The sequence below is a fragment of the Naumannella huperziae genome (assembly GCF_054073625.1).
Genome location: NZ_JBSXPH010000001.1, coordinates 1,404,811 through 1,421,959 on the forward strand (window position 1 = coordinate 1,404,811; position 17,149 = coordinate 1,421,959).

The window sequence follows — 17,149 nt, forward strand, 5'->3', positions numbered from 1 at the left end:
GCACACAGGCGAACCGGTGTCGGGCTGCGGGCATGAACTTCCTGTGGACAACCTCCGTCCGCGGCCCGTTCGTGCCGCCCGCCGCGCGAGGATCGTTGGGTGGGACACGGCGAGCTGGCCGCGCTGAATCGGCCCTTCACGGTTGCCGAGGCGGCCGCGCATGGCGTCAGCCGGACGATGCTCGATTCCGCGCGGTACGCCGGTGTGCTCCCGGGCGTGCACGTGGCCGTCGGCACGACGGTCGAGGCAACCGGCCTGGCGACTGCGATCCGCGGCCTGCTCCGCCCGCCGGTGCTGTTCGACGGGCTGACCGCCCTGCAGTTGCGGGGACTCGACCTCGGCCGACCCCTGCCCGTCCGGCTCGCGGTGCCACCCGCTCGGGTCATCCGGCGTCGCGGGATCGTCGCGCGTCGCGTGGTCCGGCTGCCCGAGGCCGATGGTGACGTTGCGGTCGTCGCCGATGCGTTCGCCAGGGTCGGGGCCGACCACAGCGCAACGGACACGGTGATCATCGGCGATCGGTTGTTGCACCTCGGCCTCGCCACACCCGAGGAACTGGCCGGCGTGCCGCTGGTGAGCGCCGGTGCGGAATCGCCGCGGGAGACACTGCTCCGGCTCGCCCTGGTGTTGGCCGGGCTGCCGGAACCGCAGTGCAATGTCTGGATCCGCGACGGCGCCACCCGGGTCGCCCGGGTCGATCTGTACTACCCCCGGTGGCGGGTTGCGATCGAGTACGAGGGTGATCATCACCGCACCGAGCGCCGCCAGTGGAACCGCGACATCGAGCGCTACGCCGAGCTCGGCCGGCTCGGCGTACACACTGTTCGGGTCACGGCCAGCCATCTCAGCCGCGCGAACAACGTTGCCGTGGATGTCTATCGGGCCATCGCCGAACGCGGATACGACGGGCCGCCACCCCTGCTCGGCGACGCGTGGGCCGCGACCTTCGCGCGGCCGTCCGGCGCCGCGCTGGCCGAGGTGCCGGTGACAGAGCTGTGAGCGGCAGAATGTGCGGACTGTCGCCGTCTTCGTGGCCCGATCGACGACAAACCGCACATCCTGCCGGCCGTCGCAAGATCGGAGAAGCGCGACGTCGGCGCCCGGGCCTAGCGTGAAGGCATGCGAAACGACAAACCCTGGCCCGCGGGTACGCCCTGCTGGGCAGATTTGACCGCCAGCGACCTCGACCGGTCGATGAAGTTCTATTCCGAGCTGCTCGGCTGGACGTTCGACGCGCCGCAGCCCGAGTTCGGCAACTACACCAATGCCCGCCTCGACGGCCTCACGATGGCCGGGATGTCGCCGCCGATGAGCGACGACGACCAGCACCACTGGGTCCTCTACTTCGCCACCGACGACGCCGCGGCGACGGCCCAGGCCGTGCGCGACGCCGGCGGTCAGGTGATCGTCGAGCCGATGCAGGTCGCCGACTTCGGCACCATGGCGCTCGGCACCGACCCGACCGGCGCGTTCTTCGGCTGGTGGCAGTCCGGCACCCTTACCGGCTTCGGCGTGGTCGGTGAGCCCGGCGGCTTCGCCTGGGACGACGGGATGACCCGCGACCCGGCGGCCAGCCAGGACTTCTACGGCAAGGTGTTCGGCTGGACGTTCCAGCAGTTGCCGATGGGCGACTACGAGTACTACGTCTACACCACCCCCGACGGCACCGAGCCCGCCGGCGGCCTCGGCAAGCTCGGCCCCGAGACGCCGGCCGAGGTGCCCTCGCACTGGCACGTGTACTGGTCGGTCGCCGACACCGACGCCGCCTGCGCGAAGGCGGCCGAGCTGGGCGGCGAGGTGTTCCGCGAGCCGACCGACACCGAGTACGGCCGGATCGCGACCCTGACCGGCCCCGACGGCGAGCGGTTCACCGTCTCCGGCCCGATGGCCGGGGGCGCCTGAGCGGTGCCGATCGCGCGGCGGCTCGCGGCGGGCCGCCGCGCGATCGGTGAGTAGGGTGCGGGGCATGAGTTCTCCCGTGCTGACCGCCGTGGCGTGGCCGTACGCCAACGGCCCGCGCCACATCGGACACGTGTCCGGTTTCGGCGTACCCGCCGACGTCTTCGCCCGCTACCAGCGGATGATCGGCAACGACGTGCTGATGGTCTCCGGCACCGACGAGCACGGCACGCCGATCCAGGTGCAGGCCGAGTCGGAGGGGCTGAGCACGCGGGAGCTCGCGGACAAGTACAACCGGGTGATCGTCGAGGACCTGGCCGGCCTCGGCCTGTCCTATGACCTGTTCACCCGCACCACCACGGCCAACCACTACGCGGTGGTCCAGCAGATCTTCACCGCGCTGCATGACAACGGCTACGTGGTCGCGCGCAAGTCCCTCGGCGCGGTCAGCCCGAGCACCGGGCGTACCCTGCCGGATCGCTTCATCGAGGGCACCTGCCCGATCTGCGGGTACGCCGGCGCGCGCGGCGACCAGTGCGACAACTGCGGCAACCAGCTCGACCCGGCCGACCTGATCGACCCGCGCTCGCGGATCAACGGCGAGACGCCGGAGTTCGTCGAGACCGAGCACTTCTTCCTCGACCTGCCGGCGTTCGCGAATGCGCTGTCGCGGTGGCTGTCCACGCGCACCGACTGGCGCCCGAATGTGCTCAAGTTCTCGCAGAACTTCATCGACGATCTCAAGCCGCGCGCGATCACCCGCGACCTGGACTGGGGCGTACCGGTTCCGCTGGAAGGCTGGCGCGATCAGCCGATGAAGCGGCTCTACGTCTGGTTCGACGCTGTGATCGGCTACCTGTCGGCCTCGATCGAGTGGGCGCGGCGCACCGGCGATCCGGAGGCCTGGCGCAGGTGGTGGACCAATCCCGACGCGCGCGGCTTCTACTTCATGGGCAAGGACAACATCGTCTTCCACTCGGTGATCTGGCCGTCGCTGCTGCTCGGCCAGAATGGGCAGGGCGACCGCGGCGGGCAGCCCGGCCCGTTCGGCGTACTCGATCTTCCCGACGAGGTGGTCTCGAGTGAGTTCCTGACCATGAGCGGCGCGAAGTTCGCGACGTCGCGCGGCATCGTGATCTATGTCCGCGATTTCCTCGCCGAGTTCGGGCCGGATGCGCTGCGCTACTACATCGCCGCCGCCGGTCCGGAGAACGCCGATGCCGACTTCACCTGGGAGGAGTTCGTTCGCCGCAACAACTCCGAGCTGGCCAACGAGTGGGGCAATCTGGTCAACCGGTCGATCTCGATGGCGCACAAGAACAACGGCGCGATCCCGGAGGCCGGCGAGCTGACCGAGCTTGATCAACGACTGCTGGCCGCATCGCGCGACGCCTTCGACACCGTCGGTGACCTGTTGGGCCGGCGCCGGTTCAAGAACGCGCTGGGCGAGGCGATGCGGCTGGTCGGGCAGGCGAACGCGTACCTGTCCGAGACCGAGCCGTGGAAGCTCAAGGACGACCAAGATCACCCGGAGAACGCCGCACGCCGCGACACCGTGCTGCACGTCGCGCTGCAGGTGGTCAGCGACGCGAACGCGCTGCTCACGCCGTTCCTGCCGCACGCCGCGCAGAAGGTGCACGAGGCGCTGGGCGGCGACGGGGTGTGGGCGGCGCAGCCGCAGATCCGCACCGTCGGCGAGGACGGCGGCCCCGACTACCCGGTGCTGATGGGCGACTACGCCGACGAGCAGGCGGTCTGGGAGTCGCGGCCGATCAAGGCGGGTACGCCGTTGGCGAAGCCCGTGCCGCTGTTCGCCAAGCTGGACGCCGAACTCGGCCGCACCGGGCCGGTGTGGGCGCCGATCGCGGGTGCGGACGCATGAGCGTGCAGGTGCTGGTGGTGATGGGGGTCTCCGGCACCGGCAAGACCACCCTTGCGCAGAACCTGTCCCGCACGCTGGGCTGGCCGATGGCGGAGGGAGATGATCTTCACTCCGACGCCAACCGGGCGAAGATGGCCGCCGGAATCCCCTTGACCGACGCCGATCGCTGGCCGTGGCTGCGCCGGATCCGCGCGTGGATCGATTCCCGGCTCGAGTCCGGCGAGCCGGGCGTGATCACCTGTTCGGCGCTGAAGCGCAGCTACCGCGACGTGCTGCGCGCGCCCGGAGTGGTCTTCGTCCACCTCGACGGCGACCGCGCGGTGCTGGCCGACCGACTCGGCCGCCGCCGCGGCCACTACATGCCGCCGTCGCTGCTGGACTCCCAGCTCGCCACCCTGGAGCCGCTCGGCCCGGACGAGGACGGGATCGTCGTGCGGATCGGCGGCACCCCGGAAGAGGAGCTGGACCAAGCGCTCGACGCCCTGCGCGGCCGCCTGGGCTGACGGCCGCGCCGATCCTCCTCAGTGGGCGGCCGCCACGTCGAACAGGTTGCCCTCGGGGTCGCGCAGGGTCACCCAGTTGAAGCCGTGTTCGTCCACCCGGCGGACGAACTCCGCGCCCAGCCCGACGATCCGGTCCACCTCCGCCAGCCAGTCGCCCTCGGCGGAGAGATCGACGTGGATCGGGGTCTTGTCGGCGGTGTGCTCGTCGACCCGGGCGAAGAACCACGCAGGCCCGGCCGAACTGCGGCCCAGGGTGGCGAACCACTCGTTGGCCCCGTCGTCGATGTCGATCTTGGTCACGGCGGACCAGAAGGCGGAGGTGCGGGCCACATCCAGGCAGTCGAAGGTGACGGCGGCGAGTCTGCTGGTCATGATCATTTCCTTTCGTCGGTGCGGGGCCGGACGGGCCAGCACACCTCGGTGATCCATTGGGTGGGGTCGTGGGTCTTGTCCGGCCCGACGAGATAGATCTCGCGGACCGCGCCGGCCGCCGGCTCGACGCCGAGCGGGTGGGAGTCGTCGTGCAGGGCGCGGCCGAGCGCGGCGTACGTCCGGTCGAAGCTGTACGCGCCGCGGTGCACCGCCACGGCGTACCGTCCGCCGGGCAGCTCCTGGGTCGCGGCACGGCCCGCGCGCGTCGGCTCGGCGACCGGCAGCCACGCGGTCACCGCGCCCGCATTGTCGGCGAAGAACGGTTCGGCGTAGTCCGCGCCGGCCGGCCCGGACGGCCACGCGCCGGCGCGCGCGGCCCGCTCCGCCAGCTCCGGATAGGTCGCCGCGCACCAGGCGTCGATGTCGTCGCGCGCGACCCGCGCCCGTGCCGCCAGCACCCGCTGTGCGGGCGCCGCGCGTAACTCGACGGCGGGCGCGGGCGTACCGGCGAGCTCCTCGCGCAGCTCCGCGATCGCCGCCCCGTGATCGCGCACGGTCCGCTCCAGCTCGGCGAGGTGCCGCTCGATGGCCGCCGTCCGATCGCCGTCCAGCGTCTCGGCGACCATCGCCACCGGCATCTCGACCGCGCGCAGCATTCGGATCGTCCGCGCCCGCTCCACCTGGTCCAGCGCATAGCTGCGGTAGCCGGTGACCGGATCGACCGCGGCCGGCTGCAGCAGCCCGGCCTCGTGGTAGTTGCGCAGCTGCCGCACGCTCAGGTGCGTCATCTTGGAGAACTCGCCGATCGGGATCAACACGGTGCCGAGTCTGAACCCTCCCCGCGGGGGAGAGTCAATGCCCGCGCCGTGATCGACGCCTAGGCTGAGCAGGTGAAGAAGCCGGATCCCGCGATCGTCCTGGTCGCCGATACGTCGTCGGAGCCGCTGCGGCAGGCCCTGCAGCGGTACGCCGGGGAGTACCGCGTCGAATCGGCGGACAGTCTCGCCAGCTCGCTGCCGCTGGTGCAACGGCTGCTCGCGGGCGGGGTGCCGATCGCGATGCTGATCGTGGAGAGCACGCTGCCCGACGCCTCCGGGTTGATCACCATGGACTGCCTGCAGGCGCTCAGCCCGACCAGCAAGCGGGTCGTGTTCACCACCGTCGGGGACTATCTGGCCACGATCGGGCAGTTGCGGACGGCGATGTCGGAGGGGCGTCTCGACCTGGCGGGTGTCGCGCCGCGCGGGCCGCGCGATGAGGAGCTGCACGCCGCGTTGACCGATCTGTTGTCGGACTGGGGCTGGAGTTCCGGGCGCCCCGTGGTCGAGGCCCTGCGGGTGGTCGCCCCGGCCAACAACCCCGACGCAGCCCGGATCCACGACTTCCTCGACCGGCTCGGCATGCCGCACGGGATGTGGTCGCCGGAAAGCCCGCCGGGACGCGAGGTGCTGGACGAGCTGGGGGAGGATGGCGGCGGGCCCGATCAGGCGTACCCGGTGGTGCGGATGCATGATGCCCCGCCGATGGTTCGGCCGACGATGGCCGAGATCGGCGCGGCGATCTACAACCCCGAGACGCTCGGCGACCGGGTCTTCGATGTCGCCATTGTCGGCGGCGGTCCCGCCGGGCTCGGTGCGGCGGTCTACGGCGCATCGGAGGGGTTGGAGACGGTCGTGATCGACGCCGATGCGATCGGTGGTCAGGCCGGATCGAGTTCCATGATCAGGAACTATCTCGGCTTCCCGAACGGCATCTCGGGGATGCGGCTGACCCAGCGCGCGAGGTTCCAGGCGCTGCGGTTCGGCGCGAAGCTGCAGGCGGCGCGGCCGGTGCAGGAGCTGCGGCTCGGCGATCCCGCCGGCGACGGGCACGTGCTGCAGACCCCGGCCGGCGAGATCCGCGCGCGCAGCGTGATCATCGCCACCGGGGTGAAGTATCGCCGGCTCGGCGTACCGGCCCTGGAGGACCTGGTCGGCCTCGGCGTGCACTACGGCGCGGCGACCTCGGCGGCGCGCGACCTGGCGGGGCTCGATGTCCATGTCGTCGGTGGTGGCAATTCCGCCGGTCAGGCGGCGATGCACCTGTCGAGGTACGCCCGCTCGGTGACCATCGTGATCCGCCGCCCCGACCTGACGGCCACCATGTCGGACTACCTGATCCGCGAGATCGTGGCGAACGCGCGGATCACCGTGCGCGGCGAGTCCGAGGTGATCGACGGTGGCGGGAACGGCCGGCTGGAGTGGCTGACGATCCGCGACAACGCGGCCGATGCGGTGTCCAAGGTCGCCGCGGGCGGGCTGTTCCTGCTGCTCGGCGCCAACCCGCACTGCGGCTGGCTGCCTCCGGAGATCCTGCTGGACGAGCACGGCTTCGTGCTCACCGGGCGGGACGTGCCGAAGGGCCACTGGCGCGACGGCGTACCGCCCGCGTCGCTGGCCACCACCGCGGCCGGGGTTTTCGCCGTGGGCGACGTGCGCGCCGGCTCGATGAAGCGGGTGGCAGCCGCCAGCGGCGAGGGGTCATCGGTCGTCCCGCTGGTGCACGGTTTCCTCGCGGGCATCGACCGCGGCTGACCCCGGTCGAGCACGCGCGCTCGGGTACGCGGAGCCTCCCGCCGAAAGCGACCGCTCGTCCGGGTTTCGGCCGCCTCGGGGGCGAGATGGTGGCCAGAACCCTGGCGAGTGGTCGATAACGGCGGCACGGCGTGACGGCGCCCGCCGCGGTCAGCGCCGCGCGAGCCCGGCGACCAGGCGGCGCGCCGAGGCCATCCCCACCGGCCGAAAGCCGAGCGCCAGGGCCTCGCGCCGGCGGCGGCCCTCGTCTCGCCACAGCGCGATCCCGCGAAAGATCAACACGTGGGAGGGTTTGCGGCGCTCGGCCAGATCGCGCGCCAACCGGCGTACCCCGTTCAGCGTTCGCGACCGGTCCAGCCACAGGGGAACGACCCGCAGGCCCGCGGCGCGCAGGGGGCCGAGCGCCTGCGGGGCGAAGACCCCCTCCGCGACCACTGCCGAGGCGTCGCCGAGCTCGATCGCGCGCTCACCCACCGCGGCATTGGCGGCCAACCGGTAGACGGGCGCGCGCAGCCCGCCGGTCCTGATCAACTTCTCGATCGCGGCGACCGCCGCCGGGCAGTTCCAACTGCGCGGATCGTCCCAGTCGATCACCCGCTCGCCGCCGAGCTCGGTCACCGGCAGCGCCGGATGATCACCGTCGAGATAGAAGTCGTCCAGGCTGACGTGCGGTACGCCCGACAGGGCCGCGAGCCTGGACTTGCCGCTGCCGGAAGGGCCCGCGACCAGCACGACCGTCGCCGACGCGCTCACAGCCCGAGCGCCGCGGCCATCTCGTCGCGCAGCCGTCGCAGCCGACCGGCGGCGGCACCGGCATCGGCGCCGGGGGCATCCCAGACCTCCAGATAGCACTTCAGCTTCGGCTCGGTGCCGGACGGCCGGACGACCGCTCGCACGCCGTCGCCGGCCAGCAGCACGCCGTCGGTCGGCGGCAGCTCGGGCGTACCCTCCGCCAGATCGGTCACCCGCACCGGCCGGCCCGTCAGCTCCGCGGGCGGCGCGGATCGCAGCCGGGTCATCGCCTCGGCGATGATCGACTGGTCCTCGACGCGGACGGACAACTGGTCGGTCAGGTGCGGGCCGAAGACCCGGTCCAGCTCGGCCAGCCGGCCCGCCAGGGTTTCCCCACGCGACTTCAGCTCCGCGGCCATCGCGAGCACGGTGACGAGTGCGGTGATGCCGTCCTTGTCCGGCACGTGCGCGGGATCGCAGCAGTAGCCGATCGCCTCCTCGTAGCCGAACGCCAGCCCCGGCACCCGGCCGATCCACTTGAAGCCGGTCAGCGTCGGCACGAACGGTTGATCATGGGCCGCGGCCAGCTCGGCCAGCAGCACGCTGGACACCACCGAGCAGGCGTAGGCGCCCTGCACCCCGCGGCGCAGCGCATCGTCGGCGAGCAGCCAGCCCAGCTCGTTGCCGCTCAGCATCCGCCAGCCGCCGGCCGCCTCGGGCGCAGGGATCGCCACCGCGCACCGGTCGGCGTCCGGATCGTTGGCGATCACCAGGTCGACCGGCTCACCGCCACGACCCGCCTCGCGAGCAGCGGCCAGCGCAAGATCGATCGCGCCGGGCTCCTCGGGGTTCGGGAAGGCGACGGTCGGGAAGTCGGGATCCGGGGACGCCTGCTCGGCGACCTCGACCGGCGCCGGGATCCCGGCACGCTCGACGACCGCCCGGACGATCTCGGTGCCGACGCCGTGCAGCGCGGTGTGCACCCAGCGCAGGTCCGCGCCGCGGGCGCGCTCGCCCAGTTCGGCGGCGCGGGCGATGTAGCCGTCGCGCAGCCGCGGATCCCAGGTACCCCAGGAGTCGGCGCGGGGAAGATCGGCCAGCGGCAGGCGCGAGACCTCCTCGATCGCCGCGGCGATCTCGACATCGGCCGGCGGCACGATCTGCGAGCCGTCGCCGAGGTAGACCTTGTAGCCGTTGTCGGCAGGCGGGTTGTGCGAGGCCGTCACCACGACCGCGGCGACGGCGCCGAGCGCCCGGATCCCCCAGGCCGCCAGCGGTGTCGGCACGGGGCCGGGGGAGAGCAGCACCTCGAACCCGGCGCCGGCCATGATCTCTGCGGTGTCGCGGGCGAAGCGGTCCGAATTGTGTCGTGCGTCGTGACCGATGATCACCGGACCGCCGGTCAGGCCGTTGTCGCGCAGATACTTCGCCAGGCCCGCCGCGGCGCGCGTCACGACGACCCGGTTCATCCGGTTCGGCCCGGGGCCGAGGCGCCCGCGCAGGCCGGCCGTGCCGAACTCCAGCGGGCCCGCGAAGGCGTCGGCGAGCTCGGCCACCGCGCCGGCGTCCCCGGCCTGCGCGGCGGTGATCACCTTCGCCAGCTCGGCGGCCGTCGCCGGATCCGGGTCGGCGCGCTGCCAGGCATCGGCCGCGCTCAGCAGCTCGGCGCTCACAGCTTCTCCGCCAGCCCGCGGAGCAGGGCGCGCAGCTTCGGCGCCGCGGCATTGCCGGCCTCGATCACCTCGGCGTGGTCGAGCGGTTCCGGCGAGATGCCCGCCGCCAGATTCGTGACCAGGGAGATGCCGAGCACCTCCAGCCCGGCCTCGCGCGCCGCGATCGTCTCCAGCGCCGTCGACATGCCGACCAGATCGCCACCGATGGTCGCGGCCATCGCCACCTCGGCCGGCGTCTCGTACTGCGGGCCCCGGAACTGCACATAGACGCCGTCCGGCAGGCCCGGGTCGACCTCGCGGGCCAGCTCGCGCAGCCGTGGCGCATAGGCCGCGGTGAGATCGACGAAGGTCGCCCCGCGCAGCGGCGTCGCGCCCGTCAGGTTGATGTGGTCGCTGATCAGCACCGGCGTACCGGGTCCCCAGTCGGCATTGAGGCTGCCGCAACCGTTGGTCAGCACGAGCGTCCGGGCGCCCGCGGCGGCCGCGGTGCGTACCCCGTGCACCACCGGTTCGGCGCCCCGGCCCTCGTAGAAGTGGGTACGCCCGGTGAAGACCCCCGCCACCTTCCCGGCCGGCGTGCGGACGATACGCAACTGTCCGCCGTGGCCCGCGACCACCGGCTTGCTGAACCCGGGCAGCTCGCCGAGGTCGAAGCTGTGCAGTTGCTCGCCAAGATCATCGGCGGCGGCCGACCAGCCCGAGCCGAGCACCAGAGCGAGGTCCAGACCGTCGATGCCGGCCCCGGTCCGGACGGCGTCGGCCGCGGCGTTCGCGAGCGCGGAGGGATCGTCGAATGCGTCGTTCACCCCCGCACTATGGCACGCCCCGACCACCGAGGTTCGGCGTCCGGGGCACGTGCTGGAAGATTGCGCGTGCTGGAAGAATGCAGGCGTGACGCGCGTGGTGATCGTCGGTGGTGGACCGGGTGGGTACGAGGCTGCGCTGGTGGCCAGCCAGCTCGGCGGTGAGGTGACCCTGGTCGAGGAGGTCGCTCCGGGCGGATCCTCGGTGCTGACGGACGCGGTCCCGTCGAAGACGCTGATCGCCACCTCCGATGTGATGGACATGGTGCGCACCGCGGGCACGCTCGGCATCCGGGTCCGCGAGGACGCGGCCGCCGAGGGCGACTCCCCGCTGGAGGCCGTCGAGGTCGACCTGGACCGGGTGAACACCCGCGTCCGCGAGCTGGCCAGGGCCCAGTCCCGCGACATCGCGCGCTCGCTGGGCGCCGCGGGGGTGACGGTGATCGCGGGCCGCGGCCGGCTCGCCGACGCGCACACCGTTCAGGTACGGACCGAGGACGACGAGCTGGAGCTGCCCGCCGACGTGATCCTGATCGCGACGGGTACGCACCCGAGGATCCTGCCGACGGCCCAGCCGGACGGCGAGCGGATCCTGACCTGGACCCAGCTCTACCACCTCGACGAGCTGCCCGAGCGGCTGATCGTGGTGGGATCGGGGGTCACCGGGGCGGAGTTCGCGAGCGCCTACGACGCGCTCGGCAGCGACGTCGTGCTGGTCTCCTCCCGCGACACCGTGCTGCCCGGGGAGGACTCCGATGCCGCCAAGGTGCTGCAGGACGTTTTCGAGCGGCGCGGGATGGAGGTGATGTCGCGTTCGCGTGCCGAGTCGGTCACGCGCGACGGCGACGAGGTCGTGGTGACGCTCACCGACGGCCGCGAGGTCCGCGGCAGCCACTGCCTGATCGCGGTCGGCTCGATCCCGAACACCTCGGGCATCGGGCTCGTCGAGGCCGGTGTGGAGCTCGACGACAACGGCTTCGTCGTCGTGGACAAGGTCTCGCGCACCACCGCGCCCGGGGTGTACGCCGCGGGTGACTGCACCGGCGTGCTGATGCTCGCCTCGGTCGCGGCGATGCAGGGCCGCAAGGCGATGTGGCACGCGCTCGGCGATGCCGTCACCCCGCTCGATCTGGCCAAGGTCGCCTCGAACGTGTTCACCGCACCGGAGATCGCAACGGTCGGCTTCACCCAGAAGCAGTTCGACGAGGGGGCGCTGCCGGCCGAGCGGGTGATCTTGCCGCTGGCCGGGAACCCGCGCGCCAAGATGCAGGCCATCGACGATGGTCTGATCAAGCTCTTCGTGCTGCCGCTGACCGGGATCATCGTGGGCGGCGTCGTGGTCGCGCCGAAGGCCAGCGAGCTGATCCACCCGATCTCGCTCGCGGTGTCGGCGCGGATGACCGTCGACGACTTCATGAGCGCCTTCACCGTCTATCCCTCGCTCACCGGGTCGCTCGCCGAGGCCGCGCGGCAGTTGCACCGGCGGGGCCAGGTCGGTAGTTGATCATGGAGCCCGGTGGCGTCGCCGAGCTCGCGGAGCTGATCGCGGGCCGCCGCTGGGTCGCGCTCACCGGCGCCGGGATGTCCACCGATTCGGGTATTCCGGACTATCGCGGGCCGACGTCGCCGCCGGCCAACCCCATGTTGTACGCCGACTTCGTGCGATCGGCCGACAACCGGCGGCGCTACTGGGCGCGATCCTTCCGTGGCTGGCCGCGGATGCTGCGGGCGCGGCCGAATGCGGGCCACGTCGCGCTCGCCTCGCTCGCGGCGACGGGCCTGGCGGGCGTGCTCACCCAGAACGTCGACGGCCTGCACACCGCCGCCGGCAGCCCGGACGTGATCGATCTGCACGGGAGGCTGGCCGAGGTGATCTGCCTGGCCTGCGGCGAGGTCAGCGACCGCGCCGATCTTCAGGTACGCCTGGCGGCCGCCAATCCCGACGCGGCCGGATTCGACATCGCTCCCGGACAGGCGGAGCTGCGTCCCGACGGCGACCTCGAGGTCGATGATCACCGCTCGTTCGTGGTGCCGGACTGTGAAACCTGCGGTGGCGTACTGAAACCGCATGTGGTCTTCTTCGGCGAGTCCGTGCCGCGGGAGCGAGTGACGCGGGCCTATGCACTGGTCGACGGCGCGGAGGTACTGGTCGTGCTCGGGTCCTCGCTGGCCGTGATGTCCGGCCTGCGGTTTCCGCGGCATCTGGTCCGCACCGGGCGGTCGGTGGCGATCGTCAACCGCGGCGCCACCCGGGGCGACGAGCTGGCGACGGTACGCCTGGCCGCCGGGACCTCGGAGACCCTCGGTGCGCTCGCCGCCGACTTGTCCGCGCCGGCCTGATCTCGTCGAATCGCTTGACGCGCATCTGCGTCGCTGGTGGGCTCGTCCCGAAAGATCCAATCATTCGGACGAACTCGACGGAGAGCAGACATGGATGAGGACCTCGGGACCACGAGCAGGCGGATGGTGCTGGGCGGTGCGCTGGCGGTCGGTGCCGTCGCGGGGCTGGGCGCGCAACGGGCCCAGGCCGCGCCGGTCGAGCGCAGGCGACCGCGCCGCAAGGGACAGAAGTCGATGATCGGCGTCCCGTACGCGCAGCGCGACACCGTGCGGGTGGGCGTGATCGGGCTCGGCAACCGTGGCTCGGGCATGGCGCTGGGCTGGGCATCCATCCCCGGCGCCGAGGTGACCGCGGTCTGCGACATCCGGGCCGATCGCGCGAACCGCGTCGCTGATCGCTTGCAGGCGGCCGGTCACGATCGCCCCGCGACCATCGGCGGCAGCGAGAGCTCCTATCTGGAGCTGTTGCGCCGCGACGACGTCGACTACGTCTACATCGCCACGCCGTGGGAGTTCCACTTCAGCCAGGGCCGCGACGCGCTGCGCCACGACAAGGACGCGGCGGTCGAGCTGCCGATCGCGATGGAGCTGGACGAGCTGTGGGAGCTGGTCGATGCCAGCGAACAGTCCCGCCGCCACCTGATGCTGGCCGAGAACTGCAACTACGGCCGCAACGAACTGGCGATGCTGAAGATGGCCCGCGCCGGGCTGTTCGGCGAGATCACCGACGCCCACGGCGGCTATCTGCACGATCTGCGCGAGCTGTTGTTCAGCGACACCTACTACACCGATGCCTGGCGGCGGAAGTGGCACACCCGCTCCCGGGCCGCCTTCTACACCATGCACGGCCTGGGCCCGATGTCTGCCTGCCTGGACATCAACCGCGGCGAACGCTACGTGTCGCTGGTCGCCATCGACACCCCGGCCGAGGGCCTCGCCGACTACCGCGAGCGGTTCGTCCCGCGCGATCATCCGTCCTGGCAGGAGGAGTACGTGCACGGGGACGTGCAGACGGTGCTGCTGACGACCAATAGCGGCAAGATGTGCCGCGCCATGCACTCGGTGTCCTCGCCGCGCCCCTACAGCCGGATCAACTCGCTCCAGGGCAGTCGCGGGATCGTCGAGGACTATCCGGAGCGGATCTATGTCGAACCCGACCACAAGGGCCACGCCTGGGCCGACTTCGGCCCCTATCGCGACAAGCACGAGCACTGGCTGTGGCGCAAGCTGCGCGAAGACGCCGAGGGCGGCGGGCACGGCGGCATGGACTGGATCATGCAGTGGCGGATCGTGCAGCAGATACGTACCGGCCAGGTGCCCGACATCGATGTCTACGATTCCGCGGTCTGGTGCTCGTCGGTGCCGCTGTCGGCGGAGTCGCTGAAGAAGGAGAGGGCCGTGGCGGTGCCCGACTTCACCCGCTGCGACTGGGACGACTCGTCGCGCGGCGGGCTGGACTCGGCGGAGTCCGACATGCCCGGCTGAGACGCGACGAACGGGCGGCCCCGGGTTCGTCCGGGGCCGCCCGTTCGTCTGTCGCTCCGCCCGTCTGTCGGTACGCCCGGCTGTTCGGTACGCCCGTCTGTTCGTACGCGGCCTCAGTCGCCGAAGATGTCCCCGAACATGTCGCCGATCCCCTCGCCGATGTTGCCGAAGCCCTCGCCGATGCCCTCGAAGCCCTCGCCGATCCCTTCGCCGATGGCGCCGATCCCCTCGCCGATGCCGCCGAAGATGTTGCCGCCGCCACCGAACAGCAGGCTGCCGATCAGCATGCCGGACACCAGATCGGAGCCGCGCCAGGAGTTGTAATACCCCTGTGCCCACGGTGCGTAGGCCTTCCCGCCCTCCCAGTAGGGCACGCGGCGCGAACCGACCGGAACCGTGCGCACGTAGGGATCCGCGCCCGCCTCGACGCGCTCGGCGTCCGCTGCGCAGGCCGGGATGTCGCGGGCGGCGCCGCCGGGCGGGGCCCAGCTCACGTTCTTCACCGACGGACCGTGGGCGGGGTTGAAGAAGCATGGCGGTCGCTTCTGCGGCAGCGGCTCGCCCGCGATCCGGGCCTTCACGCAGGCGATGGCGTACCGCCCGTCCTCGAGGATCTCGGTGACATTGCGGATCTCGTTGGGCTGCTGGACGGCGGCGAGGGAGGTCTTGGCGTCTTCGTAGGCATCGAGCGCGCGCTGGTAGTCCTGCTGCATCGGCTCGTCCAGCGGGTGCCCGGCGACGTCGGTGTCGAGCGTCTGCAGCTCCTCGCCGAAGCGGGTCACGTCCTCGTCCGCGACGCGGCGAGAGGCGGTCAGTTGGGACTCGAGCTCGGCGCGCCGCGCACGGTCCTGTTCGAGGGCCCGTCGGCGCAGGATCACGGCGATCACCGCCGCGACCGCCGCGATCAGGATCACGGGCAAGAGGAATTCCACGTGGTCCATCATGTGCGACGCCGCCCGGCGACAACACACCGGGCAGGCATTTTCAGCACATTCTTTGTGTTCTCGGCCGGATGCTTGTGTGAGACTGAGTGGTTGACGTCACTCGGGGTCGACGATTTCGCACACGACGGCGCCGCTGCTCACGGTCTGGCCGACCTCGGCCGCCAGCTTGCGGATCACGCCATCGCGATGCGCGGCCAGGGGTTGCTCCATCTTCATCGCCTCGAGCACGACCACTGGATCGCCCTGGCTCACCGTGTCGCCGTCGGCGACGTTCACCTTGACGATCGTGCCCTGCATCGGGCTGGCCAGCGCCTCGCTGGAGGACGAGGCGGCCGCCGCCCCGCCACCGCGCCGGCGGGTGGGTCGGCGGGCGGCGGCCCCGCCGCCACCGGCCGGGCCGACGGACAGACCGGCCGGCAGGCGTACCTCGATCCGCTTGCCGTTGACCTCGACCAGCACGGCCGTCTTCTCCTCGGCCTCGGGGGCCTCGCCGCTCGGCCCGGCGTAGGCATCGAGCTGGTTGTCCCACTCCGTCTCGATCCAGCGGGTGTGCACGGCGAAGTCGCCGTCGGCGGCGGTGAACGCCGGGTCGTCGAGGACGGCGCGGTGGAAGGGCACCACCGTGGGCATGCCGGCAACCACAATCTCGTCCAGCGCCCGGCGGGAACGGGCCAGCGCCTGCTCGCGATCGGCGCCCGTGACGATCAGCTTGGCGACCAGCGAGTCGAAGGCGCCGGGCACCGTCATTCCCGCGACATAGCCCTCGTCGACCCGGACCCCGGGCCCGCCGGGGGCGCGCCAGTCGGTCAGGGTGCCGGGCGCGGGCATGAAGTTGTTGGCGGGTTCCTCTGCGTTGATCCGGAACTCGATCGAGTGGCCGGTCGATGCCGGGTCGTCGTAGCCGAGCTCCTCGCCGTCGGCGATCCGGAACATCTCGCGGACCAGATCGAGCCCGGTCACCTGCTCGGAGACGGGATGCTCGACCTGCAGGCGCGTGTTCACCTCCAGGAAGGAGATGGTGCCGTCGGTGCCGACCAGGAACTCGCAGGTGCCGGCGCCGACATAACCGGCCTCGCGCAGGATCGCCTTCGACGAGTCGTAGAGCGTGGCAAGTTGATCATCGCTGAGGAACGGCGCGGGTGCTTCCTCGACCAGCTTCTGGTAGCGGCGTTGCAGCGAGCAGTCGCGGGTGGAGACGACGACCACATTGCCGTGCGAATCGGCCAAACACTGGGTCTCCACGTGCCGGGGCCGGTCGAGATAGCGCTCGACGAAGCACTCGCCGCGCCCGAACGCCGCGGTGGCCTCGCGGGTCGCGGACTCGAACAGCTCGCGGATCTCCCCGGGCCGGCGGGCCACCTTCATGCCGCGGCCGCCACCGCCGTAGGCGGCCTTGATCGCGATCGGCAGACCGTGCTGCTCGGCGAAGGCGACGACCTCGTCGGCATCGGCGACCGGGTCCGGCGTGCCGGGAACCAGGGGCGCGCCGACCTTCTCGGCGATGTGGCGGGCCTTGACCTTGTCGCCGAGGGAGTCGATGGCGGCCGGCGGCGGGCCGATCCAGGTCAGCCCCGCATCGATCACCGCCTGGGCGAAGTCGGCATTCTCGGCGAGGAATCCGTAGCCGGGGTGCACGGCATCGGCGCCGGACTTCTGCGCGGCGTCGAGGATCTTGGCGATGTCGAGGTAGGAGTCGCCGGGGGTCGCACCCCCGAGGGCGTACGCCTCGTCGGCGAGCTGGACGAACAGGCCGTCGGCATCGGGCTCGGCATAGACGGCGACACTGGCCAGTCCGGCATCGCGGGCCGCCCGGATCACCCGGACGGCGATCTCACCCCGGTTGGCGACGAGGACCTTGCTGATGGCCATGTGCACTCCTCCTGTGATCGGGCGTCCGTGCCCAGTGGGGGAGTCTATGGCCGGTCATGGCCCGGGTCACGTCC

General features: G+C 71.6%; 15 protein-coding genes. 8 read left to right on the forward strand and 7 right to left on the reverse strand.

The genetic code is table 11. The annotated features are described in order from the left end of the window. Positions 1-99: 99 nt before the first annotated feature. The 4 genes from ACXDC7_RS06705 (at position 100) to ACXDC7_RS06720 (ending at position 4,284) form a co-directional block, all read left to right on the forward strand. On the forward strand, positions 100-999 hold the full coding sequence (locus ACXDC7_RS06705; protein WP_459221606.1) for an endonuclease domain-containing protein: 900 nt from the start codon (positions 100-102) through the stop codon (positions 997-999). 120 nt (positions 1,000-1,119) lie between these two features. Beyond that, on the forward strand, positions 1,120-1,902 hold the full coding sequence (locus ACXDC7_RS06710) for a VOC family protein (protein ID WP_459221607.1): 783 nt from the start codon (positions 1,120-1,122) through the stop codon (positions 1,900-1,902). A 64-nt stretch (positions 1,903-1,966) separates the two neighbouring features. Next, positions 1,967-3,781, forward strand: a complete 1,815-nt coding sequence (gene metG, locus ACXDC7_RS06715) for a methionine--tRNA ligase (RefSeq protein ID WP_459221608.1) — start codon at positions 1,967-1,969, stop codon at positions 3,779-3,781. Continuing rightward, positions 3,778-4,284 carry a gluconokinase gene (locus ACXDC7_RS06720; protein WP_179444245.1) on the forward strand — a complete coding sequence of 169 codons (507 nt, stop codon included), beginning with the start codon at positions 3,778-3,780 and terminating at the stop codon, positions 4,282-4,284. The genes metG and ACXDC7_RS06720 overlap by 4 nt, the downstream gene beginning before the upstream one ends. Positions 4,285-4,302: 18 nt before the next feature. Here ACXDC7_RS06720 and ACXDC7_RS06725 read toward each other — a convergent pair whose 3' ends face one another. Together ACXDC7_RS06725 and ACXDC7_RS06730 are read right to left on the reverse strand one after the other, a co-directional pair. After that, on the reverse strand, positions 4,303-4,656 hold the full coding sequence (locus ACXDC7_RS06725) for a VOC family protein (protein WP_459221609.1): 354 nt from the start codon (positions 4,654-4,656) through the stop codon (positions 4,303-4,305). A gap of 2 nt (positions 4,657-4,658) precedes the next feature. Next, positions 4,659-5,474 (reverse strand): MerR family transcriptional regulator, encoded by an 816-nt coding sequence (locus ACXDC7_RS06730; RefSeq protein WP_459221610.1) that lies wholly within the window; start codon positions 5,472-5,474, stop codon positions 4,659-4,661. Between the two features lie 72 nt (positions 5,475-5,546). Between ACXDC7_RS06730 and ACXDC7_RS06735 the strand changes: the two genes are divergently transcribed. Further along, on the forward strand, positions 5,547-7,229 hold the full coding sequence (locus ACXDC7_RS06735) for an FAD-dependent oxidoreductase (RefSeq protein ID WP_459221611.1): 1,683 nt from the start codon (positions 5,547-5,549) through the stop codon (positions 7,227-7,229). 150 nt (positions 7,230-7,379) lie between these two features. Here the strand turns inward: ACXDC7_RS06735 and ACXDC7_RS06740 are convergent, their stop codons facing one another. Genes ACXDC7_RS06740 through ACXDC7_RS06750 form a run of 3 tightly spaced genes read right to left on the reverse strand, consistent with a single transcriptional unit; the run spans position 7,380 to position 10,440 of the window. Next, entirely contained in the window at positions 7,380-7,982 is a 603-nt protein-coding gene (locus tag ACXDC7_RS06740; RefSeq protein ID WP_459221612.1) for a uridine kinase family protein, read from the reverse strand. Continuing rightward, positions 7,979-9,634, reverse strand: a complete 1,656-nt coding sequence (locus ACXDC7_RS06745; protein ID WP_459221613.1) for a phospho-sugar mutase — start codon at positions 9,632-9,634, stop codon at positions 7,979-7,981. The genes ACXDC7_RS06740 and ACXDC7_RS06745 overlap by 4 nt, the downstream gene beginning before the upstream one ends. After that, complete coding sequence (locus ACXDC7_RS06750) at positions 9,631-10,440, reverse strand: purine-nucleoside phosphorylase (RefSeq protein ID WP_179444240.1); 810 nt, start codon at positions 10,438-10,440, stop codon at positions 9,631-9,633. Before ACXDC7_RS06750 ends, ACXDC7_RS06745 begins: the two co-directional genes overlap by 4 nt. Positions 10,441-10,525: 85 nt before the next feature. On the opposite strand from ACXDC7_RS06750, the gene ACXDC7_RS06755 reads away from it, so the two are divergent. From ACXDC7_RS06755 to ACXDC7_RS06765, 3 genes are all read left to right on the forward strand, one after another. Continuing rightward, positions 10,526-11,941 carry an NAD(P)H-quinone dehydrogenase gene (locus ACXDC7_RS06755; protein WP_459221614.1) on the forward strand — a complete coding sequence of 472 codons (1,416 nt, stop codon included), beginning with the start codon at positions 10,526-10,528 and terminating at the stop codon, positions 11,939-11,941. A 2-nt stretch (positions 11,942-11,943) separates the two neighbouring features. Further along, the gene (locus ACXDC7_RS06760; RefSeq protein ID WP_459221615.1) at positions 11,944-12,777 is read left to right on the forward strand and encodes a Sir2 family NAD-dependent protein deacetylase; all 834 of its coding nucleotides are present in this window, start codon (positions 11,944-11,946) and stop codon (positions 12,775-12,777) included. Between the two features lie 90 nt (positions 12,778-12,867). Further along, complete coding sequence (locus ACXDC7_RS06765) at positions 12,868-14,262, forward strand: Gfo/Idh/MocA family protein (RefSeq protein ID WP_459221616.1); 1,395 nt, start codon at positions 12,868-12,870, stop codon at positions 14,260-14,262. A gap of 113 nt (positions 14,263-14,375) precedes the next feature. Here ACXDC7_RS06765 and ACXDC7_RS06770 read toward each other — a convergent pair whose 3' ends face one another. Together ACXDC7_RS06770 and ACXDC7_RS06775 are read right to left on the reverse strand one after the other, a co-directional pair. Beyond that, positions 14,376-15,194, reverse strand: coding sequence for a hypothetical protein (locus ACXDC7_RS06770; RefSeq protein ID WP_343045847.1), 819 nt, complete (start codon positions 15,192-15,194; stop codon positions 14,376-14,378). Positions 15,195-15,302: 108 nt separating this feature from the next. Next, positions 15,303-17,081 carry an acetyl/propionyl/methylcrotonyl-CoA carboxylase subunit alpha gene (locus ACXDC7_RS06775; protein ID WP_459221617.1) on the reverse strand — a complete coding sequence of 593 codons (1,779 nt, stop codon included), beginning with the start codon at positions 17,079-17,081 and terminating at the stop codon, positions 15,303-15,305. Positions 17,082-17,149: the final 68 nt, after the last annotated feature.